Source organism: Secundilactobacillus paracollinoides (assembly GCF_001702155.1).
Classification (GTDB): Bacteria; Bacillota; Bacilli; order Lactobacillales; family Lactobacillaceae; genus Secundilactobacillus; species Secundilactobacillus paracollinoides.
This window is the reverse complement of the sequence record NZ_CP014912.1, coordinates 1,182,919-1,202,609: the sequence shown is the minus strand read 5'-3', so window position 1 is coordinate 1,202,609 and position 19,691 is coordinate 1,182,919. Positions and strand designations below refer to the sequence as shown.

The window sequence follows — 19,691 nt, the reverse complement described above, 5'->3', positions numbered from 1 at the left end:
AGCCACGTCACCTCTTTACGTCTAGTTTAGCAAACTTTGGGGTGTTAGACGATATAAAAACTGGGGATTTATGATTTTTTAAGTTGGTGGTTGGTGCGAGATCGATAGGAGGTTGTGTTGATGATTGGATTAGGAGTCTAGGGCTTGTTGAAACGGATCAAGGTTGGGATATTGTCCTGACTGATTCGGCTTATGGCTAAGATTCCTGCTGTTTTTGCCAATGGGTCGGTCTTGCTTTGCGGTCTTCTTTTTTGGCTTCTAAACGTGCTGCAGGAGTCCCTGCTTCTTTCCGCACTCTATTTCTTTTGCTAAAGACCTGGTCATCATTTGCGCTTTTCTTTCTTGGCGTCGAAACGTGCTCCAGGAAGCAGAGGGCTCCTGTATAAGAGACTCTGACACAAATGCCAAAAACAGGCATTTCTGCCAGAGTCTCTTATACTCCGCCCTCTAACCGCTTCCTTCCGCACTCTATTTCTTTTGCTAAAGACCCGGTCAGCTCTTGCGCTCTGCTTTCTTGGCGTCTAAACGTGCTCCGAGAGGCAAGGGGCTACTGCATAAGCGAGTCTGGTCACAAAAGTCAGAACCGGACTTTTCTGACCAGACTCACTTATGCTCCGCCCCTTAATCGCCTCTCTCCGCACTCTACTTCCTCACCTGTCCATCCCCATAAATAATATACTTAGTCGATGTCAGCTCATTCAGGCCCATTGGTCCGCGAGCGTGCAGTTTTTGGGTGCTGATGCCGATTTCTGCGCCGAAGCCGAATTCGAAACCGTCCGTGAAGCGGGTTGAGGCGTTAATGTAGACGCAGGCTGCATCAATGCGTTGCAAGAAGTTTTGGCCGTTTTGATAGTTGTCGGTAATGATGGCTTCGGAGTGTTTGGTGTTGTGGGCGTTGATGTGGGCGATTGCTTCGTCCTCTGAATCAACCACTTTCACCGCCATGATCAGGTCATTATACTCTTCGTCCCAATCGTCATCCGTCGCCGCAATCATCCCGGGAACCAGTGCCTGTGCCCGTGCGTCACCGCGCAACTGAACACCCTGATCCTGCAATGACTTAGCAATCGTCGGCAGATAGTCGGCCGCAACGGCTTCGTGAATCAGTAATTTTTCCGCTGAATTGCAGACTGATGGCCGCTGCACCTTGGCGTTCACCGTAATGTCAGTTGCCATCTTCAGTTCCGCAAATTCATCGACGTAAATGTGGCAGTTGCCGGCACCCGTTTCAATAACCGGCACGGTTGCGTTTTGGACAACGTGCTGAATGAGGCCTTGACCGCCACGGGGAATCAGAACATCCAAATAATCGGTCAGTGCCATCATCTCGTTAGCTGTTTCGTGAGAGGTATCGTGGACCAGCTGAATGGCGTTTTCATCCAAACTGATCTCGTTAAGTGCAGCGCGCAGAACACCGCTGACGGCAATATTAGTCTGAATAGCTTCCTTGCCGCCGCGAAGAATCACAGCATTGCCGGATTTGAAACACAATGCCGAGGCATCCGCCGTAACGTTCGGCCGCGCCTCAAAGATAATGCCGATCACACCCAGCGGCACCCGTTGCTGGCCGATCATGAGACCAGCCTCATTTTTCCACATCCGGTCGACCTTACCGATCGGGTCCGGTAACTGCGCAACCTGGCGCATGCCCTCAGCCATAGCTTCGATCCGGTCAGCAGTCAGTGTTAACCGGTCAACGAAACTCTGCTTGAGGTCTGTCGCATTGGCAAGGTCACGTTTGTTCGCGTCTAAAATAATGTCTTGGTGGTTAACCAAGGCAGCCGCCATTTGGACCAGCGCATCGTTACGTTGGGTGGCTGATAACTGTGCCAGTTGCGTTTCCGCCGCTTGTGCTAACTGGCCTAATTGGGTCAGATTTGTTGCCGTATTATCCATTTTTCAGTGCTCCCTTTCGTTCTGGGACAAACCAAGTGCCCAGTGGTTTTCCAGCTAAAATATCCAAAATAATGGCCGGATCAGCACCGCTGGCCAGGACCATTTCCTTATCATCGTTCATCATCATTTCGGCTGCGCGTAACTTCGTCACCATACCGCCCGTCCCGTAACGACTCCCCTTACCGCCAGCGACCGCATAAGTGTCGTCAGTGATGGTGTGAATCGTTGAGATCAACTGCGCATCATCGTGGGTCATTGGGTTCGCATCATAGAAGCCTTCAGTATCTGAAAGCATCACCAGCAGATCAGCATCGGTGCGCATGGCAACGATTGCTGACAGTTGGTCGTTATCACCAAATTTCGTCTTATGGTCCAGTTCGTCAACGGCCACGGAGTCATTTTCATTAACGATTGGGACAATGTGCATGCTTAACAACCGGTCAAACGTGTCTAGCACGTGTTGTTTACTAGCTGGAAAATCAAACACATCGTGAGTCAGCAACAGTTGACCAATCGCTTGATTGTAGTGGTCAAACCGCTGATTAAACAGGGTGATCAGCTTGCTTTGACCGATAGATGCCAGCGCCTGTTGCGCCGAAATGTCCGTGGGTCGCTCCGTTAGCCGTAGTGCATTCAGTCCAACACCGATCGCCCCTGAAGAAACAAGGATCACTTCCTTGCCCTGACCACATAGTGTGCTCAACACAAAGGCAAGCTGATCGATCGTTTCAAGATTCATCTTGCCATTGGGGTAAACGAGGCTGCTGGTACCGACCTTAACGACCAAGCGTTTCACGTTCATCTTTCGGTTCTCTGAAGCTGTCTCCATAACTGTCCCATCTTTCGTTCAAATTTGGTGCCTATAGTAGTAGCTGAATCATACCGAATAACCAGTCTAATTACAAGCAGAATGCTGGTTATCCCAGTTTTAGCGTTACTGATGGCCGCACTGTTGCGTGGTTGCGTGAGGCAATTAGTCCTATCGTGTCGCTCCGTTCCGCCGTTCGGCCCTGCAGGCTGAGGCTAGAGTGTGGAGCAGGCCGGGTAACTCCCGGAGTGTAAGGCGACTTTGTCGGAAATTCCGGTCTTGAATTTCTGGCAAAGTTGCCTTACACTCCGGGAGTTGGCCTGCGGAACACGTTTCCGCAATATAAACTAGAAATTAAAGGCGCTCAGTCGCGAGCCACTACGACGGCCTGCCGAATTGCGGAATGCAATGGATTATCACCCATGACTATCGCGGCAAATAATCTAAAAAGTTTCTAATAAAAATATAACATAAACTTTTTTCAGGTTCTTGAGAATCCACTAAAACAGATTATCTTGTCCTAACGGGAGCCCATGACTACCAGCTACTACAGGCCTTACCAACATCACAAAAACACTAGTATGATCAAAACAAATTCCCGGATTTAAAATCCAAGTGCAACAAGTTCAAATTATACAAATAGGCCATGGAGACCTAAACTTAAAGTGCTGAAACTCTAAAGAAAGGACATCTCCATGACCCAATCCAAGCATAGCACTACCAAGCATTATCAACAACTTACCCCGGAAGAAAGAGGTGAAATTGAAGCGTACTTGAATGCTGGGAAATCTCAGGCTGATATTGCGCGCCTGACCAATCGCAGTCGCAGCACGATCTCGCGTGAAATTAAGCGTGGCACCATTCGACAACGTAATTCTGACTATCTCTTTTTCACCAAATACTTTGCGGACACGAGCCAGCTTATTCATGATAAAGCGCGTCAGAACTGCCGTTTTGGCGGACTAGAAAAGGTCTGCTGGCTGTTCTTTAAGATGCTTAAAACAGCGCTTAAGCGGCGACCACGGATTGATAGTGTTGATGGTTTCGTGCACGCCTTTAAGCAGACTCATCCTGACCAGCCGTGCCCTTCAACGCCGACCGTTTATCGGTATATTGATCAAGGCCGCTTAGACATTAAGAATATCGACCTGCCAGCCAAGCTGCGGCGCCATGTAAAGTCCAATCGTCACAACCACTCGCGTAAAAATAAGCGTCTGGCTGGTACTTCGATTGATGAACGACCAGACACTATTAATAACCGTGAACGCTTTGGTGATTGGGAAGGTGACCTGGTTAAAGGCAAGCGTCAAGCTAGTGAACCAGCACTGATGACCCTGACCGAACGGCGAATCCGCTATGAGATCATCGTAAAGATTCCCAACTACCACGCAGACACCTGCTTAAAAGAGCTTCAAGCCGCCATTGACCAGCATCCTGGCTACTTTAAGACCATCACTTTCGATAACGGCTCTGAGTTCAAACTGTTGGACCAGGTTCAAGGAGCTCAGATCTACTTTGCGCACCCGTACTCGCCTTGGGAACGTGGCAGTAATGGGAACCAGAACGGCCTGATCCGAGAGTACATCCCTAAAGGCCTATCACTGCATGGCTTCTCTGAAGATGATATCGCAAAGGTTCAAGATGCGCTGAATCAAAAACATCGCAGGACACTCGGCTACGCTAACGCCGCCGAGCTTATTGAGGCCGCGCTAGCAAGCTAGCTCACGGTCTGGCTCCATGGTGTTGCGCTTGAGTTGACATTCCGGGATCAAAACAAATTCTAAATTTATTTTAACTTTCTTCTTGACATTTAATCTAAGCCATTTTATAGTGTGCACATAACATATTTTCCAACTCATATTTTTAACAAAGACTATGCGTAGAAGAGTAGTCGCTAGGAATATTTCCAGGGAGCCTCATTTAGTGGAACGGGGCAGTTGAACTAGCCGATGAAAGTAATCTACAAGTCGTGACCGCGACGTTTGACGAAGTGGTCACTGGGAGTGCGCCCATTATAGCAATGAAGTATCGCGGACAGATTGCGCATCTGCCGGCCGTACTTTAAAAGCCGATCACTGTGAAGCGGTCGGAAAACAAGGTGGTAACACGTTAATAACACGTCCTTAGCTATATAGCTAAGGGCGTTTTTTGTTACCCCGAACAGGAGGAATTCACATGAAAACATCTTTATCTAAGCGTCAATATATTATTTTAGGATCATTACTCTTCGGTCTCTTCTTCGGTGCCGGGAACCTGATCTTCCCCATCCATTTGGGTCAGTTAGCTGCTGGCAACTGGGGTCCCGCAACCATTGGCTTCTTACTAACCGCCATCTTACTGCCATTATTATCCATTCTGGCCATTAGTTTAACCCGTAGCGACAGTGTGTACGACCTCGCCCGTCCCGTTGGCCGTAAGTTCGCCCTATTCTTTCTCATTATGATTCACGCAACGTTAGGGATCCTGGTGGCCTCACCACGGACGGCCACCACGACCTTCTCAATTGGTGTTCAACCCTTCCTGCCAAAGGCATGGGACGGCATTGGCCTGATCATCTTCTCAGCCCTGTTCTTCGGTATCTCGTTCCTGCTGTCATACAATAAAAACAAGATCACAGATTACGTTGGTAAAATTTTAAACCCAATTCTGGTTGCCCTGTTAGCCTTCATTTTCTTCTTAGCCTTTATCATCAAAGGCGACGTTCGCAACATCTCGATCTTCCCACAATCAACCGGTGCCGGCAGTAACCTGATCAATGGGTTCCTGCAAGGGTACAACACAATGGATGCCTTAGCCGGGTTAGGATTCGGCGTTACCATCATTGCCGCTCTTCGGTTATTCGGGATGAACGACACGAAACTCCGGTCAAAAGCCGTTGCTAAAGTTGGGGCCATCAGCATGGGTCTCGAAGCCATCATCTACATTTTCCTGATTGCCCTTGGTGCTTCTAGTTTGAGTTACTTGAAGCTCACTCCAGATGGCGGGTCAGCATTTACCGCTATCATGGCGCACTACACCGGTCTTGCCGGAACCGCCATCCTGGGTGCCGTTACCTTCCTTGCCTGCATCACTTCATGTATCGGAATGATGACCGCCCTGTCAGAAGACTGGAGCCAACGTTTTCCTAAACTCAGTTATCACTTCTGCCTCGGCTTAACTTCAATTGGTGCCTTCATCGTTGCGAACTTTGGGTTGGATCAGATCATCGCATACTCCACCCCACTCTTGAGCTTCATTTACCCACTGGCAATCGCCTTGATCGCATTAGGCTTACTCAATCCCTTTATCGGCAAGAATGCCTTCATCTACCGGACAACGATCATTCTGTCCTTCATTCCAGCCATCTTGGACTTCATCCACACCATGCCGCCATTCTTTGCAAACATGGGCTGGGCTAAAGCCATCAACGGTTGGGCTGCTGGAACCATTCCATTGTTTGCACAGGGTCTGGACTTCTTCCCATTCCTGTTGATCGGTCTGCTGGGCAGCTGGGCAATTGCGAAGATTTTTAACATCGCACCCGCTGCAAGTCTCTCAAACAACAACCACTAACCTAAACACATATCGACACATAGAATCGTTATCGCGGGTTTACCGCACACATAGCAGTAGTAAAAAGGCGACCGAGAAATCGGCCGTCTTTTTTGTGATATATAGGAAAGATTATTGTGAAACGACCGCAATCGACTGGTTCAGATGCGTGCTGTGTAAGATTTCGTCCACCACAACGCTAACGAACGCCGTCTCACTCACGGGTGTGGCCGGAACGGGGGCACCTTCGTTGATCAATTGGGCCGCCCCAGAAGCTGCAGGATCGAGCGCAACCGGTCGTAAAATAGTGTACGGCAGCTCAGCCTCATCGACAATTTTAATGGCGTAACGCTGCTGTTTTAAGAACTCATCAGTATCTGTGATGCCAGCATAGGTCAGCGGGGCTGTGACTTCATTATCGATACCGGCAACCGAGCGCATGACGGTTCGACACTGCGTCCCCGTCTCACGAATGGCCGCAAAAACGGCTTCGAGCTTCCAATCCACATCCATGCCGATGAAATCGGAGTAAATAACGTCCACATCCGTCACGGCATCCAGGTAGGTGTTAGCCTTGTGGGCATCCCCATTAAACTGTTCGGCAATCGACAGACCTGCAACCGGCGCTTCTGCGAACCCGACCACCGTGATATCGGTGAGTTGTTCGGCAATTTGCTGTGCAACGGGGTGATCGATTCCTAAAATCAAACATCTTGTCATGGTGCAATTTCCTCTCATATTCGGTTATATTCAGTCTCTTCAATGCCCACTATACCAGAGGTTGACCAGTGATAACAGGCCGTTCATGAAATTCTCATTATTGTCAAAACTGGATTTTTAAACATTCGGCTATTGAAACGTAAATAAATAAATGTTACTATTAAAAATGGTTTTTAAAAGTAAAACACGAACATTATTTGAAATTATTACTTATTTAAGGGGTTTTATTTATGGGTCAGAGAATTGCGTCATATTTTCAGTTTGAAGAATTAGGGACCAACTACAAGAAAGAATTTTTAGCGGGATTAACGACCTTCATTTCCATGGTCTACATTTTGTTCGTCAACCCGAACGTTCTGAGTGTCTCCGGGATGGACAAGGGTGCGGTCTTTACGGCGACCGCGTTAGCCAGTGCGTTTGGCTGTTTCTTAATGGGCATCATCGCCCGTTACCCAATTGCCATTTCAGCGAGTCTTGGGATCAACGCCTTCTTCTCATACACCGTTGTATTGGGCATGAAGGTGCCGTGGCAGACTGCCTTAGCCGGCGTGTTTGTCGCTTCGATCTTGTTCATGATCCTGACCGCATTTAAGATTCGTGAAATGGTCGTTGATGCCATTCCGCGTGACCTTAAAATGGCGATTAGCGCCGGGATCGGCCTGTTCATTGCCTTCATCGGGTTAAGTGACGGGGGTCTGATCGTGTCCAACAAATCAACCATGGTTGCACTTGGGTCACTGCATGTCGGCAGCACATGGTTGACCATTATCGGATTACTGTTAACGATCGTGTTAATGAGTGCACGAGTCCCCGGTGCCATCTTTATCGGGATGGTCATCAACGTGATCGTTGGGCTTTCTCTTGGGTTGATCAAAGCACCGTCCTCATGGATTGCTGGTGTCCCAAGCCTTAAGCCAACGTTCGGGGTTGCCCTCTCACATATTGGCAGTATCAACACGCTGCAATTAGCCGTGGTCGTTTTGACCTTCCTGCTCGTGACGTTCTTTGATACAACTGGGACCTTGGTTGGTTTGGCTGAACAAGCCGGCTTCGTTAAGGACAACAAGATTCCTCGAATCGGCCGCGCACTGTCCGCCGATTCCACCACAATGGTCGTTGGTTCCATTTTAGGGACTTCACCGATGGGGGCCTTCGTTGAATCATCAGCCGGGATCGCCGTTGGTGGTCGTTCTGGGTTCACCGCTGTGGTTGTCGGCGTTCTCTTCCTCCTGGGATCATTCCTGTCACCACTGCTGACAGTCATCACTGACCAAGTGACCGCCCCAGCCCTGATTATTGTCGGGACCCTGATGGCGCAGTCATTGACTAAGGTTCACTGGGACAAGTTTGAAATTGCCGCCCCAGCCTTCCTGATCTTAGTTGGGATGCCATTAACTTACAGTATCTCAGACGGGATCGCCCTTGGGTTTATCACCTACCCATTATCAATGATTGCCGCCAAACGCGGTAAGGAAGTCAGCCCAATTATGTACGGGCTTGCCGTTGTCTTCGTCATCTTCCTCTGGATCTTGCAGGCAAGCTAACCCTTACACCTCTTATAGACGACATTAAAACAACAATTGTTTTTTATTACTGGAAAAGATCGAGAAATTCTCGGTCTTTTTTTGTGCGGTGTTAAATTGAATAAACACAAAACGCCCACATTAAAATAGCTTGTTGTTGCATTAAAATCAAAAAAGATTGTACGTATTACTCCTAGTGATATATCAACGTTTGTAAGCCTATTCGTCATTGAATATTAAAATAAAATTAAAAAAGTTGTTGACGGGTTAAAATTTCTCAGCTATACTGACGTCATTCAATCAAGCAAACAAATTCTGACAAGGAGGTTACCACCATGAAAAACACAACGTTCACACATGCAACTCAAGTAACCTCTGTTCGCCAGAATTTAGTCTTATTATTAAAAACTAAGGACGCAACTTTGAACTAGCGTTTAGTCGCCACGGCCACTAAACCATTTCAAATAAGTTGAGCCCTATTTTCTTCGTTTTTAATGATGAGGGCTTGCTTCATAACTTCGACTTTACCCCTCATTCATTTACTGGATGAGGGATTTTTTATTGCTCGAAACAAAGGAGGGACGTCACGAGCAACTCACTTTTTGGGATTAGGGATACATAGGCACCACACGAAAAAAATTTGGAAAGTAGGAATTCAATATGAAGAAGAACACATTTAAGAAAATGGCAGGAATTGCCGCAATTGTTATGTCAGCTGGGATCTTTGCAGGATGCAGCACTGCAACGACCAAGTCGGAGGGCAATACCGCTACTGGTAACACCATTAAAATTGGGGTCAACATGGAACTTTCAGGCGCCGCAGCCGGCTATGGCCAACAACAAAAACAAGGGATTCAATTGGCCGTGAGTCAGATCAACAAAGACGGCGGCGTCAAAGTGAATGGTAAGAAGAAAAAGATCAAGCTGGTCATCCGCGATAACAAGACCGCAACCAGCACCAGTGCTTCCGTTGCCGCTCAGTTGGTCAACAACGACAAGGTCAGCGCCATCGTCGGACCAGCCACGACCAACGCCGGTACTGCCGAAATTCCAACGATCACCAAAGCTGAAGTCCCTAGTGTGAGTCCTTCAGCCACCGACCCCGATTACACGTTGAAGAAGAACGGCAAAGTACAACCATACGTCTTCCGGGCTTGTTACCAAAACAACTTCCAAGGGTCAACCGCAGCGAAATTTACATATAACACACTCAAGGCTAAGAACGTCGCCATCCTGACCGACAATTCAAGTGACTACGGTACTGGATTGACGAAGGCCTTCAAGAAAACATTCAAGGGCAATGTCGTTTCAAGTCAGACCTTCCAAGAAGGCGACAAGGACTTCAACGCTATCTTGACCGCGATTAAGAACAAAAAGATCGACGCCATCTACGCACCCGGCTACTACTCAGAAATCGGCTTGATCATCAAGCAAGCTCGTCAAATGGGCATCAACGTTCCAATCGTCGGTAGTGATGGTATGGCTGATCCTAAATTGGCCCAAATCGCTGGTGACAAGAACGCTTCTAAGGTTTACTACACCACCCCATTCTCAACCACTGTTGCTGAAAAGTCGAAGACCGCTAAGCAATTCATGGCTGCCTACAAGGCACGTTATCACGCTGAAGCCCCAACCTTCTCAGCATTGGCATATGACTCTGTTTATATGATCAAGGACGCTATCCAAAAGGAAAACTCCACTAACTCCGTTAAGATCGCTAAGGGCTTGGCTAAGACCAAGAACTTCGACGGCGTTACCGGGACCATCACCGTTGACAAGAAGCACGATGCCAACAAACCAATTGCCGTTGAACAACTTACTGATGGCAAGGTTAGCGCTTCTACTGAAGTTAAGTAATCTCTAACTGTTGAAATCATTCCTGTCTTTGGTGGGGATGATTTTCGCATATTGGGTTTGATGGATAGATGAGTTGAATCCGGCCGTTGCATTCTGCAATTTGGCACTCCGCCGTTGTGGCTCGCGATGAAGCTAACTCGATTTCCGCTGCGCGGCTCTCGAGTGGATCTTCATCGTCTCGCACATCAGTAACCGACCCAAGTACGGTCGCTAACTGATGTCGACACCACGGTTCCGTGCCAAATTGCGCCATTCCACTTACATTGCTGAAATGAATGACTGTTGGTTAAGCATCACATGTGTATTAACCCTAGTTTGCGGATTATCCGCTCTCGACTGCTTGTTACACCATGTTAGATAACCTTTGGATGTAACCGCATGTTGATCGTCTTTCACCGTTATTTCAGGCTTAATGTTCGACTTTATCGCTGTAATCGTCTCCTTATTTGGCAACTTTTACAGCCACTATCAGTGGAACGCAGTGACAGTTAGCTCGATATCATCCACAACTTTACCCATTTATTTATTGTTTAACTTCTTGTCACGGCTCTTTGCTTTTACCTAGCCGAAACGTGCTGCAGGAAGCAGAGGGCTCCTGTATAAGCAACTCTGACCGCTTCCTTCCGCACTCTATTTTAACTTTCGCCGAATTTCAGATAATGGCTCTTTACTTTTATCTAGCTGAAACGTGCTGCAGAAAACTGAGGGCTCCTGCCTAAACGACCTCTGGCAAAAATGCCAAGTTCGGGCATTTCTGCCAGAGGTCGCTTAGGCTCCGCCCTCAACCCGTTTTCTTCCGCACTCTCTGGAGGAATAAATGTGCAAACACTAATACAACAACTCATAAACGGCCTTTCGCTTGGCAGCATTTACGCACTGCTGGCGCTTGGCTACACCATGGTGTATGGGATCATTAAGCTGATCAACTTCGCGCATGGTGACATCTACATGCTTGGGGCCTTTTGGGGCTACTACGTGATCAATTACTGGCACTTTAACTTTATCTTCGCGCTGTTGTCAGCCATGCTGGTCTGTGCCGTCAGTGGTGTGATCATTGAATATTTGGCTTACCGGCCACTGCGGCACTCACCGCGGATCGCCGCTTTGATCACTGCCATTGGGGTCTCGTACTTCCTTGAAAACGGGATGTCCTACCTCTATGGCTCAAGTACTCGGAGTTTTCCGCAGATTATTAAACAAGTGAACTACCACATTGGTGGCGTTCAAATTTCAAACATTCAAATTTTGATTCTCGTCACCGCCTGCCTGTTGATGATCCTGCTCCAACTGATCATCAAACGCACAAAGATGGGCCGGGCCATGCGCGCTGTGTCGGTTGATTCAGACGCGGCTGAGCTGGTCGGGATCAATATTAACCGCACCATTTCGTTTACCTTTGCCTTAGGGTCTTCAATGGCCGGGGCTGCTGGAGTGCTCATCGAACTGTACTACAACTCGATCGACCCGTTGATGGGGATGACGCCTGGGATCAAAGCCTTCGTTGCCGCCGTTGTTGGTGGGATCGGCTCCGTGCCCGGTGCCTCACTGGGCGGGTTCCTGATTGGCCTGCTCGAAACGGGCGTTCAGGCGATCGGCCTTTCCGCTTACAAGGATGCGGCCGTGTACCTCGTGCTGATCATCATCTTGTTGATCCTGCCATCCGGGATCTTCGGTAAGAATACGAAAGAGAAGGTGTGATCACATATGAGAGCAAATTTCAAATACAATCTGTGTTGGCTGATCGTGATGATTGCGGGGTTTTACCTCATTAACACCCTCATTCTCGTGGGCGTGATCAACGCGTTTATCGAAAACATGCTGGTGACGATCGGCATTAACATCATCCTGGCAGTTGGGTTGAACCTGGTGATCGGGTTCGCGGGACAGTTCTCGCTGGGCCACGCTGGGTTTATGGCAGTCGGCGCCTACGCGACAGCTATCATTACGTCGGACCATGCAAACGCTGCTGGCTTTTGGACCTCCATTGTGGTCGGTATCATCATCGCCATCGTGGCCGCCTTGATCGTTGGGATCCCAACGTTGCGGTTGCGGGGCGACTATCTGGCCATTGCGACGATGGGCGCAGCCGAGATCATTCGGATCATCATCAATAACCTCAAAATTACCAACGGTGCTGCCGGGATGTTCAACATTCCGCAATTTGCGACCTGGCCAGTGGTGTACATCATGGTCTGCGTCACCTCAATTCTTATCGTGAACTTCATTCACAGTCGTGGTGGCCGGGCTGCCATGGCCGTGCGTGAAGATGAGATTGCCACTGAATCTGTGGGGATCAACACCACCAAGTGGAAACTAGCCGCCTTCGTCTTTGGCGCCGCTACCGCTGCCATCGCTGGTTCACTTCAAGCCTCTTACGTACAAACCATCGCGCCAACGAACTACAACATCATGGAATCCATTGCCATCCTGATCATCGTCGTCCTTGGTGGGACCGGCTCGATCACCGGCAGCTTCGTCGCCGCCTTCGTTTTGGGCGTGCTGGATACCGTTTTACAAGATTTTGGTACCCTGCGCATGGTCATTTACGCCGTCGTCCTTGTTGTGATGATGGTCTTCAAGCCATCCGGCCTGCTGGGCACTTGGGAATTCTCATTTAAACGACTCTTTAGCCGTCGCAAACCAAAGGGGGAAACGCAAGCATGAGCACAATTCTAAAAGTTGACGACCTCGTCAAAAACTTTGGCGGGTTGGCCGCCGTGTCCAACGTTTCCATGCAGTTAAACGACGACGAACTCGTCGCCCTCATTGGCCCAAACGGTGCGGGGAAAACCACCGTGTTTAACCTGCTGACCGGCGTGATCGTCCCAAGTTCGGGCGCCATCACGTTTAACGGGCCAAATGGGACGGTACCGATCAACGGCATGAAGCCGTACAAAGTCGCTGATCTTGGTCTTACACGGACGTTCCAAAACATCCGTCTGTTCAAGAATCTCAGCGTCATTGACAACGTGCTGATTGCCATGACCAGCCACTACAAGGAAGGCTTCATTCAATCTGTTTTCCGGCTGCCAACCTACTACAAGACCGAGGCGCGCATTCGCCAAGAAGCCATTGACCTGCTGAAGATTTTTGACCTGCAGGACGACATCGACGTCCTCGCCAAGAATCTACCTTACGGGATCCAGCGCCGACTCGAAATCGTCCGCGGTCTCGCGATGAAACCAAAAATTCTGTTTTTGGACGAACCAGCAGCCGGGATGAATCCCGAAGAAACAGCTGATCTCACGCGCTTGATTCGCCAGATCCAACGTGAATTTCACATCACGGTCCTGCTGATCGAACACGACATGTCACTGGTCATGAATTTGGCCGAACGCATCTACGTGCTCGACCACGGCTCCCTGCTTGCTGAGGGCACCCCAGATGAAATTCAACAAAACGACGCCGTTATCAAGGCGTACTTGGGAGAGGAGGCCTAGAAATGGCCATGCTTACAGTCGACAACCTTGCCGTTAATTACGGTGTCATCACCGCCGTCAAGGGCGTCAGTTTCGAAATTAACGAGGGCGAAATCGTTTCCCTGATTGGGGCAAACGGTGCCGGAAAAACGACGATTCTCAAGACCATTTCTGGTCTGTTGAAACCCGTCAGCGGCACGATCACCTATGAAGGTAACCAAATTCAAAAACAAAAAGCACCTAAAATCGTGGCTCAGGGCATCTCACAAGTTCCCGAAGGCCGCCATATTTTCCCCGGGTTGACCGTCAAAGAAAACCTGCAGATGGGTGCCTTTCTCCAGTCTAACCGCCAACAGATCAGTGACACGTTTGACGAGATCTACAAGCGGTTCCCCATTTTAAAGCAACGGGAGAATCAGGATGCCGCCACCCTCTCCGGTGGCGAGCAGCAGATGCTGGCCATGGGTCGGGCGCTGATGTCCAAGCCCAAACTCATTTTGCTGGACGAGCCTTCCATGGGACTCGCGCCCATCTTCATCAATGAAATTTTCGACATCGTGAAGGCGATCCAGGAACAGGGCACCACGGTGCTGCTGATCGAACAAAACGCCAAAAAGGCCCTCTCCATCGCGGACCGCGGCTACGTGCTGGCATCCGGCGAGGTCAAGTTAACCGGGACTGGCCAGGAACTGCTGGCGAACACCGACGTCCAGAAAGCATATCTAGGGGGTTAAACAATGAGTGTTGCAGATTATATGACAAAAAAGGTGATCACCATCTCACCGGATACTAAGATCAACGTGGCAATTAATACCATGAAAGACAACGCCATCCATCGGTTACCCGTAATCGACGGCAATCAGTTAGTCGGTCTTGTGACGGAATCGTCCATCTCAGAAGCTTCGCCATCCAAGGCCACCAGTTTGTCGATCTATGAGGTCAACTACCTCTTCAACAAGATGACGGTCGGCGAGGTGATGATCAAAGACGTCAAGACGGTCCCACAAACGGCACAGCTGGAAGACGCGATTTACCAGATGCGGCAAAATAACATTGGCGTCTTACCCGTCATGGACGGCGCTGACGTTGTCGGCATCATCACCAGCAACGACATTTTAAACGCCTTTTTGGACATCACCGACTACTACAAGGAGGCCACGGTCGTTCAGATCTTCATCGATAACGACCGCACCGGCGTCATTGGCGAGATCGGCACGTTAATGGCCGACAACCACTTCAATATCCAAACGCTGATGGTCACTCGTAATTTAGGTGAGATCATGATAGAAATGCACGTCGACCGCGCCGACCGCGATGCCGTTAAGGCGGCGTTGACCGAGGCCGGGTTCGAGGTTCGGTTCGTGATCGATCAGCCGGAGCATCAAGCGTAGTTTGTGGTCATTCAGCTGATATGACGTTTCATCTCAATCGCTTCCCATTGCTGGCACCTATTTCGAATGCCAAACAGCGAAATGGCTTTAGCCCCTGTTGCTTACTGTCCATTCACACCTGTTGCCTAGTCATCGCGGAGTTCGCTCTGTTAGGCTAACAGCTGGGGCATTACCAACCGGAGATGTCGGCAATGTGCTGCGCGTCATCAAGTACGAGACACTTCATCTCGCCGGCATCGCAGTGATGACCCGCGATGCGCTAATTTCTACTACACACCCAAAAAGCACCGGCACAACTGCCTCCACAGTTTTGTCGGTGCTTTTTTGACGATTCAGTTATAAATTCAAGTGGCGTTGCGTCCCTATTTTTGATCTGGCACACTAACCTTTGACCAGTCGATCTGTCGGTCTTTAAAGTAGTAGGCACGGTCATGGTCGTTCACTTCACGCATCACGTGCGCTGGGTTGCCAACTGCCACGACGTTATCAGGCAAGTCCTTCGTGACGATGCTGCCAGCACCAACGACCACGTTATTGCCTAAGGTGATACCAGGCAAAATGATAACGCCTGCGCCTAGCCAGCAGTTCTCGCCAATGTGCACTGGCATGTTGTACTGGTACTCCTGCCGACGCAATTCGGGCAGGACTGGGTGGCCAGCTGTAGCAATCGTCACATTTGGTCCGAGCATCGTATGCGCGCCAATATAAATATGGGTATCGTCCACAGCTGTAAAGTTAAAGTTGGCGTACACGTGAGCGCCCAAATGAACGTGATGGCCACCCCAATTTGAATGGAATGGTGGTTCAATATAGTACCCTTCGCCGCATTCAGCCAACATGTCCTGCAACATGGCATCGCCGTTTGGCAGGTAGAGACTGCCGTCGTGTAATTCTTCGTTCATTGGTGCACCTCCATAGGGTTATGGGTCTAGTGTACCAGATTATGTAAACGTTTTCTTTGTGAACTTTTAATGTGCCTTTCGGTTCGCTATGTGTCGAACATAAAATTATCTTATTGATTATTTTAATGCTATTATCAAAATTAGGAAAAGATACAGATTTCCACCTAGCTAAGCATGTACGCCAACATGCTTAGTTTTTTTGACTTGAGAGGTTCTAGATACGTTTTTCTAGAACTCATAGCGGAAACGTGTTTTGAAAGGGGTCCGTCCAATGTTGGGTGATAGTGCGTTGCATTCCGCAATTTGGCACTCCGTGTAGTGGCTCGCGACTGAGCTAACTCGATTTCTGCTGCGCAGCTCTCGAGTGGATCTCAGTCGTCTCGCACATCAGTAACCGACCAAAGTACGGTCGCTAACTGATGTCGACACCACAGCTCCGTGCCAAATTGCTGCATTCCACTAACGTTGAACTTACTTTTTACCACTAGTTAAGCATCACAACTACGTTAAAACTAGTTCGCAGAGAATCCGCCCTCGACTGCTAGTAAGGCTATTAATAGCAATGCTTCTCATGACGTATTAGTCACTAGTAACGATTAATATAGAGGTTTTGTGATGCCACTTTTGAAGACTTATTAACTTTGACGACTACTCCAGAATTTTAGCGTAGTGGAACCGTTCGGCATTGCAGGCGGTGGTGTCGGTGGTCGTTAGCGGTTGTCCTTTAGCCGGTTACGACCACCGGAGACGTAGGAGATCCTTGAATTTCTGCCAAGACATTCACTAGCTCCCCGGAGCGACCCCCACCTCAGCCTGCAGGGCCGAACGGTGGAACGAAGCGACATTAAAGCGCTACTTTGAATCACCCAACAATGGAAAGATCCTTTGAAAGGCGAGGGCTACATAAGGGACTCGGGTCAAAAAAGTCAGGGCCGGGATTACGCTTTGTTTGATTGGGTGGTGCTGGCGATGTGCTTCTTGGTCTCATGGCGGAAACGTGTTCCGAAAGGCTAACGTGTAAGGGACTCTGCCCAAAAAGTCAGGCCCGGGATTGTGATTTGATTGATTACTAGGTGGTGCTGGCGACGCGCTTCTTGGCCTCATAGTGGAAACGTGTTCCAGGAGGCAAGGGGCTACTACGTAAGTGACTCTGGCAAAAATGCCAAGTTCGGGCATTTCTGCCAGAGTCACTTACGCTCCGCCCCTTAACCGCCTCCTTCCACACTCTACAAAAAAACCACTCCCACAAACTACCTGGGGAGCGGCTCTGGAACTTATATCCGAATGCACTTAACGCATGCATCCGTTGTACCTTGCAGAAGGTTATCGACCAATTCCTAGATGAATCTAATCTTGGAGCTTAATCTATGCGGTTTCGTCTGGTTATGCCAGAAGGTTTTTCAGCGGGCACTCATCGTTCTTAGCCACCCGACTCCTCGATCATTCTGCTGGTCATAACGTCACTGAGTACTTCCCATGACTTCCTACACACGACCCGCATGGTCTAGTATCGCCAAACAGCGGGCCACGTTGCTTCTCAGCAACGGTACTTCTCACGTTTCGATGCTTCTTGGAACAATTGTTAAACTGGTACAAGCTACATGTGACGTGGTGCCGTGTTACATTGGTCTTATCTAACCTTCCATGGATGTCATACCTGAAAATGTAACCGTTTACAAGCAATTAGCTCATCACAAAATTGGGGATAATAACCGGGAAAAACTTTGCTTGAAACGCAGGTAAAACGACTGATCTGCGAACATCTTGGCGGTAATCAACTCGCTTTGGCGAATGTCTTCTTCGTAAATGTCGGCCAACTGTTTTGCCAGCTTCTCATCATACAGGAAGGCGTTGATCTCAAAATTGAGTTTGAAGCTCCGAAAGTCCATGTTCGCTGACCCAACGGACGCTAAGTTGTCATCGACCACCATGGTTTTCGCATGCAGGAACCCATTTTGATAAAAGTAGATCTTGACCCCGATTTTCGCCAACTCATGGGCATAATACTGGGTTGCCCGGTAAACAAAGGCGTGATCCGGCATGTGCGGCACCATGACCCGAACGTCTACACCCGCCATGACAGCGATCCGCAGGGAATCCATCACACTATCATCGGGAATTAAATATGGGCTTTGGATCCAGACCCGTTTCTTCGCCGACTGGATCAAACGAATATAACCCATTTTGATCTGCTGCAGGTCGGAATCTGGCCCACTTGTCACGATCTGGAGGTTGCTATCACCCTTTACGTGGGTCAGTGGGAAGTACTTTGAATCTACGTGGTCAGTTGGCAAATGCGCTGACCGTGCCGTCACGTTCCAATCAAGTGTGAACTGGCTTTGGAGGCCAAACACGCCTGAGCCAGTAATGCGCAAATGAGTATCCCGCCAATTACCAAATTTTTCCTTCCAACCGAGATACTGGTCGCCGATGTTAAAGCCACCAACGTACCCGACTTTCCCATCAACCACCACGATTTTTCGGTGATCACGGAAGTTCAGTCGAAAATCAGTAAAGAGTGATCTGGCAAGAAACGGTTCAGCATAGCCACCGGCATCCAGTAACGGCTTAAAGAAGCGCCGGTAAGTCCCTAATGACCCAAACGGATCATAGATGACCCGCACTTCGACACCAGCCTTCGCCTTTTTCACCAGTTGATCCAGGATATGATTACCGATCTTGTCGTTATAGAACGTGTAAAATTCGACGTGAATACTAGACTTCGCACTTGCCATGTCCTCAACCATGTCATGAAATAACTGGTTACCATCCGTAAAGATCTTCACGCGGTTCTTTCGCGCAAGGAAAGCCCGGTTCGTGGTCATGAACATGCGGACCATTGACTTCATCGAATCGGAAACGCGGTCAGCGGGCAGACTTTCGTTTCCCAAAAATTCTCGCTGGCGCTTCAGTAACTCATCCAACTGCATCGTCACGTTGGATTTAACCTTGTACATCTTGTTTCGCGGCAGTTGCCGGCCCAAAAACGCGTACAGGATGAACCCAACAATTGGCAGAAATAGCAACACCAATAGCCAAGCCCAGATGGCAGCGATATCTTTTCGCTGTCTAAATACGGTAATTATTGCTAAAATAACGTTAATGAAATAGATTATTTCAAAAATCATCGCCCAAGAAATCGACATGTGACGCCCCCTTATATCCTTATACGGGAAATTATATCGTTTTAAAGGCTGATTTTCAAAACACGCGTTCAAAATGATATTAAAGGAGATCTTTAAATGCTGTCACAACTCATCACTGGCTTCTACCACTTTGGCATGTTCCACATGTTTCACATGATGTTTCGTGAAAATCCACTTATCGGTACCGCCGTCATCGTTGCCCTGATTCTTTGGCTTGTTTATCGGTATTTTAATAATCGCCGATAGTGCCACGTACCTGTCACGCCCGTTACTCTCCGTGAATTTGGCGGTCGGCGGGTATGGGTCGCTCCGAAGCTATTGAATTTCTTGTCAGAAATTCAAGGATCTCCTCCGGCTCCCGTATCAGTAAGCGGCCTGAGAAACGTCCGCAACCTGATACCGACGCACCAGCCGACCGCCAAATGCACTCCGAGCAACTCATATTATTGTGCTTATTTAAATAACTTAAGCATCAAAACAGAATTAGCCCTAGTTTGG

Annotated in this window: 15 protein-coding genes; 10 read left to right on the top strand and 5 right to left on the bottom strand. The window is 48.9% G+C overall.

The features are described 5' to 3' along the window. Window positions 1–642: 642 nt before the first annotated feature. Both AYR61_RS05060 and proB read right to left on the bottom strand, forming a co-directional pair. Window positions 643–1,896 (bottom strand): glutamate-5-semialdehyde dehydrogenase, encoded by a 1,254-nt coding sequence (locus AYR61_RS05060; protein WP_065901962.1) that lies wholly within the window; start codon window positions 1,894–1,896, stop codon window positions 643–645. Then, entirely contained in the window at window positions 1,889–2,725 is an 837-nt protein-coding gene (gene proB, locus AYR61_RS05055) for a glutamate 5-kinase (protein ID WP_065901961.1), read from the bottom strand. The genes AYR61_RS05060 and proB overlap by 8 nt, the downstream gene beginning before the upstream one ends. 674 nt (window positions 2,726–3,399) lie before the next feature. Here proB and AYR61_RS05050 point away from each other — a divergent pair. Together AYR61_RS05050 and brnQ are read left to right on the top strand one after the other, a co-directional pair. Next, window positions 3,400–4,425 carry an IS30 family transposase gene (locus AYR61_RS05050; RefSeq protein WP_056987289.1) on the top strand — a complete coding sequence of 342 codons (1,026 nt, stop codon included), beginning with the start codon at window positions 3,400–3,402 and terminating at the stop codon, window positions 4,423–4,425. A gap of 454 nt (window positions 4,426–4,879) precedes the next feature. Continuing rightward, window positions 4,880–6,256: a branched-chain amino acid transport system II carrier protein gene (gene brnQ / locus AYR61_RS05045; protein WP_065901959.1), complete on the top strand. Its 1,377-nt coding sequence runs from the start codon at window positions 4,880–4,882 to the stop codon at window positions 6,254–6,256. Between the two features lie 111 nt (window positions 6,257–6,367). On the opposite strand, the gene AYR61_RS05040 is transcribed toward brnQ, so the two are convergent. Continuing rightward, window positions 6,368–6,955 carry an NAD(P)H-binding protein gene (locus tag AYR61_RS05040; RefSeq protein ID WP_065901957.1) on the bottom strand — a complete coding sequence of 196 codons (588 nt, stop codon included), beginning with the start codon at window positions 6,953–6,955 and terminating at the stop codon, window positions 6,368–6,370. 230 nt (window positions 6,956–7,185) lie between these two features. On the opposite strand from AYR61_RS05040, the gene AYR61_RS05035 reads away from it, so the two are divergent. The 7 genes from AYR61_RS05035 to AYR61_RS05005 all read left to right on the top strand — a co-directional run bounded on the left by AYR61_RS05035 (window position 7,186) and on the right by AYR61_RS05005 (window position 15,145). Beyond that, window positions 7,186–8,499: an NCS2 family permease gene (locus AYR61_RS05035; protein ID WP_054709386.1), complete on the top strand. Its 1,314-nt coding sequence runs from the start codon at window positions 7,186–7,188 to the stop codon at window positions 8,497–8,499. A 639-nt stretch (window positions 8,500–9,138) separates the two neighbouring features. After that, on the top strand, window positions 9,139–10,335 hold the full coding sequence (locus AYR61_RS05030) for an ABC transporter substrate-binding protein (protein WP_054709383.1): 1,197 nt from the start codon (window positions 9,139–9,141) through the stop codon (window positions 10,333–10,335). Window positions 10,336–11,154: 819 nt separating this feature from the next. After that, window positions 11,155–12,033, top strand: coding sequence for a branched-chain amino acid ABC transporter permease (locus AYR61_RS05025; RefSeq protein WP_065901956.1), 879 nt, complete (start codon window positions 11,155–11,157; stop codon window positions 12,031–12,033). A 6-nt stretch (window positions 12,034–12,039) separates the two neighbouring features. Continuing rightward, the gene (locus tag AYR61_RS05020) at window positions 12,040–12,999 is read left to right on the top strand and encodes a branched-chain amino acid ABC transporter permease (RefSeq protein WP_054709379.1); all 960 of its coding nucleotides are present in this window, start codon (window positions 12,040–12,042) and stop codon (window positions 12,997–12,999) included. Then, window positions 12,996–13,775, top strand: a complete 780-nt coding sequence (locus AYR61_RS05015; RefSeq protein ID WP_065901954.1) for an ABC transporter ATP-binding protein — start codon at window positions 12,996–12,998, stop codon at window positions 13,773–13,775. Before AYR61_RS05020 ends, AYR61_RS05015 begins: the two co-directional genes overlap by 4 nt. A gap of 2 nt (window positions 13,776–13,777) precedes the next feature. Beyond that, the gene (locus AYR61_RS05010) at window positions 13,778–14,488 is read left to right on the top strand and encodes an ABC transporter ATP-binding protein (RefSeq protein ID WP_054709375.1); all 711 of its coding nucleotides are present in this window, start codon (window positions 13,778–13,780) and stop codon (window positions 14,486–14,488) included. 3 nt (window positions 14,489–14,491) lie between these two features. After that, window positions 14,492–15,145 (top strand): CBS domain-containing protein, encoded by a 654-nt coding sequence (locus tag AYR61_RS05005; protein ID WP_054709372.1) that lies wholly within the window; start codon window positions 14,492–14,494, stop codon window positions 15,143–15,145. A 362-nt stretch (window positions 15,146–15,507) separates the two neighbouring features. Here AYR61_RS05005 and AYR61_RS05000 read toward each other — a convergent pair whose 3' ends face one another. Continuing rightward, window positions 15,508–16,047 carry a sugar O-acetyltransferase gene (locus tag AYR61_RS05000; RefSeq protein ID WP_083215486.1) on the bottom strand — a complete coding sequence of 180 codons (540 nt, stop codon included), beginning with the start codon at window positions 16,045–16,047 and terminating at the stop codon, window positions 15,508–15,510. Window positions 16,048–17,738: 1,691 nt separating this feature from the next. Further along, the gene (cls, locus tag AYR61_RS04995; RefSeq protein WP_065901952.1) at window positions 17,739–19,193 is read right to left on the bottom strand and encodes a cardiolipin synthase; all 1,455 of its coding nucleotides are present in this window, start codon (window positions 19,191–19,193) and stop codon (window positions 17,739–17,741) included. 96 nt (window positions 19,194–19,289) lie between these two features. On the opposite strand from cls, the gene AYR61_RS15320 reads away from it, so the two are divergent. After that, the gene (locus AYR61_RS15320) at window positions 19,290–19,439 is read left to right on the top strand and encodes a hypothetical protein (RefSeq protein WP_169790388.1); all 150 of its coding nucleotides are present in this window, start codon (window positions 19,290–19,292) and stop codon (window positions 19,437–19,439) included. Window positions 19,440–19,691: the final 252 nt, after the last annotated feature.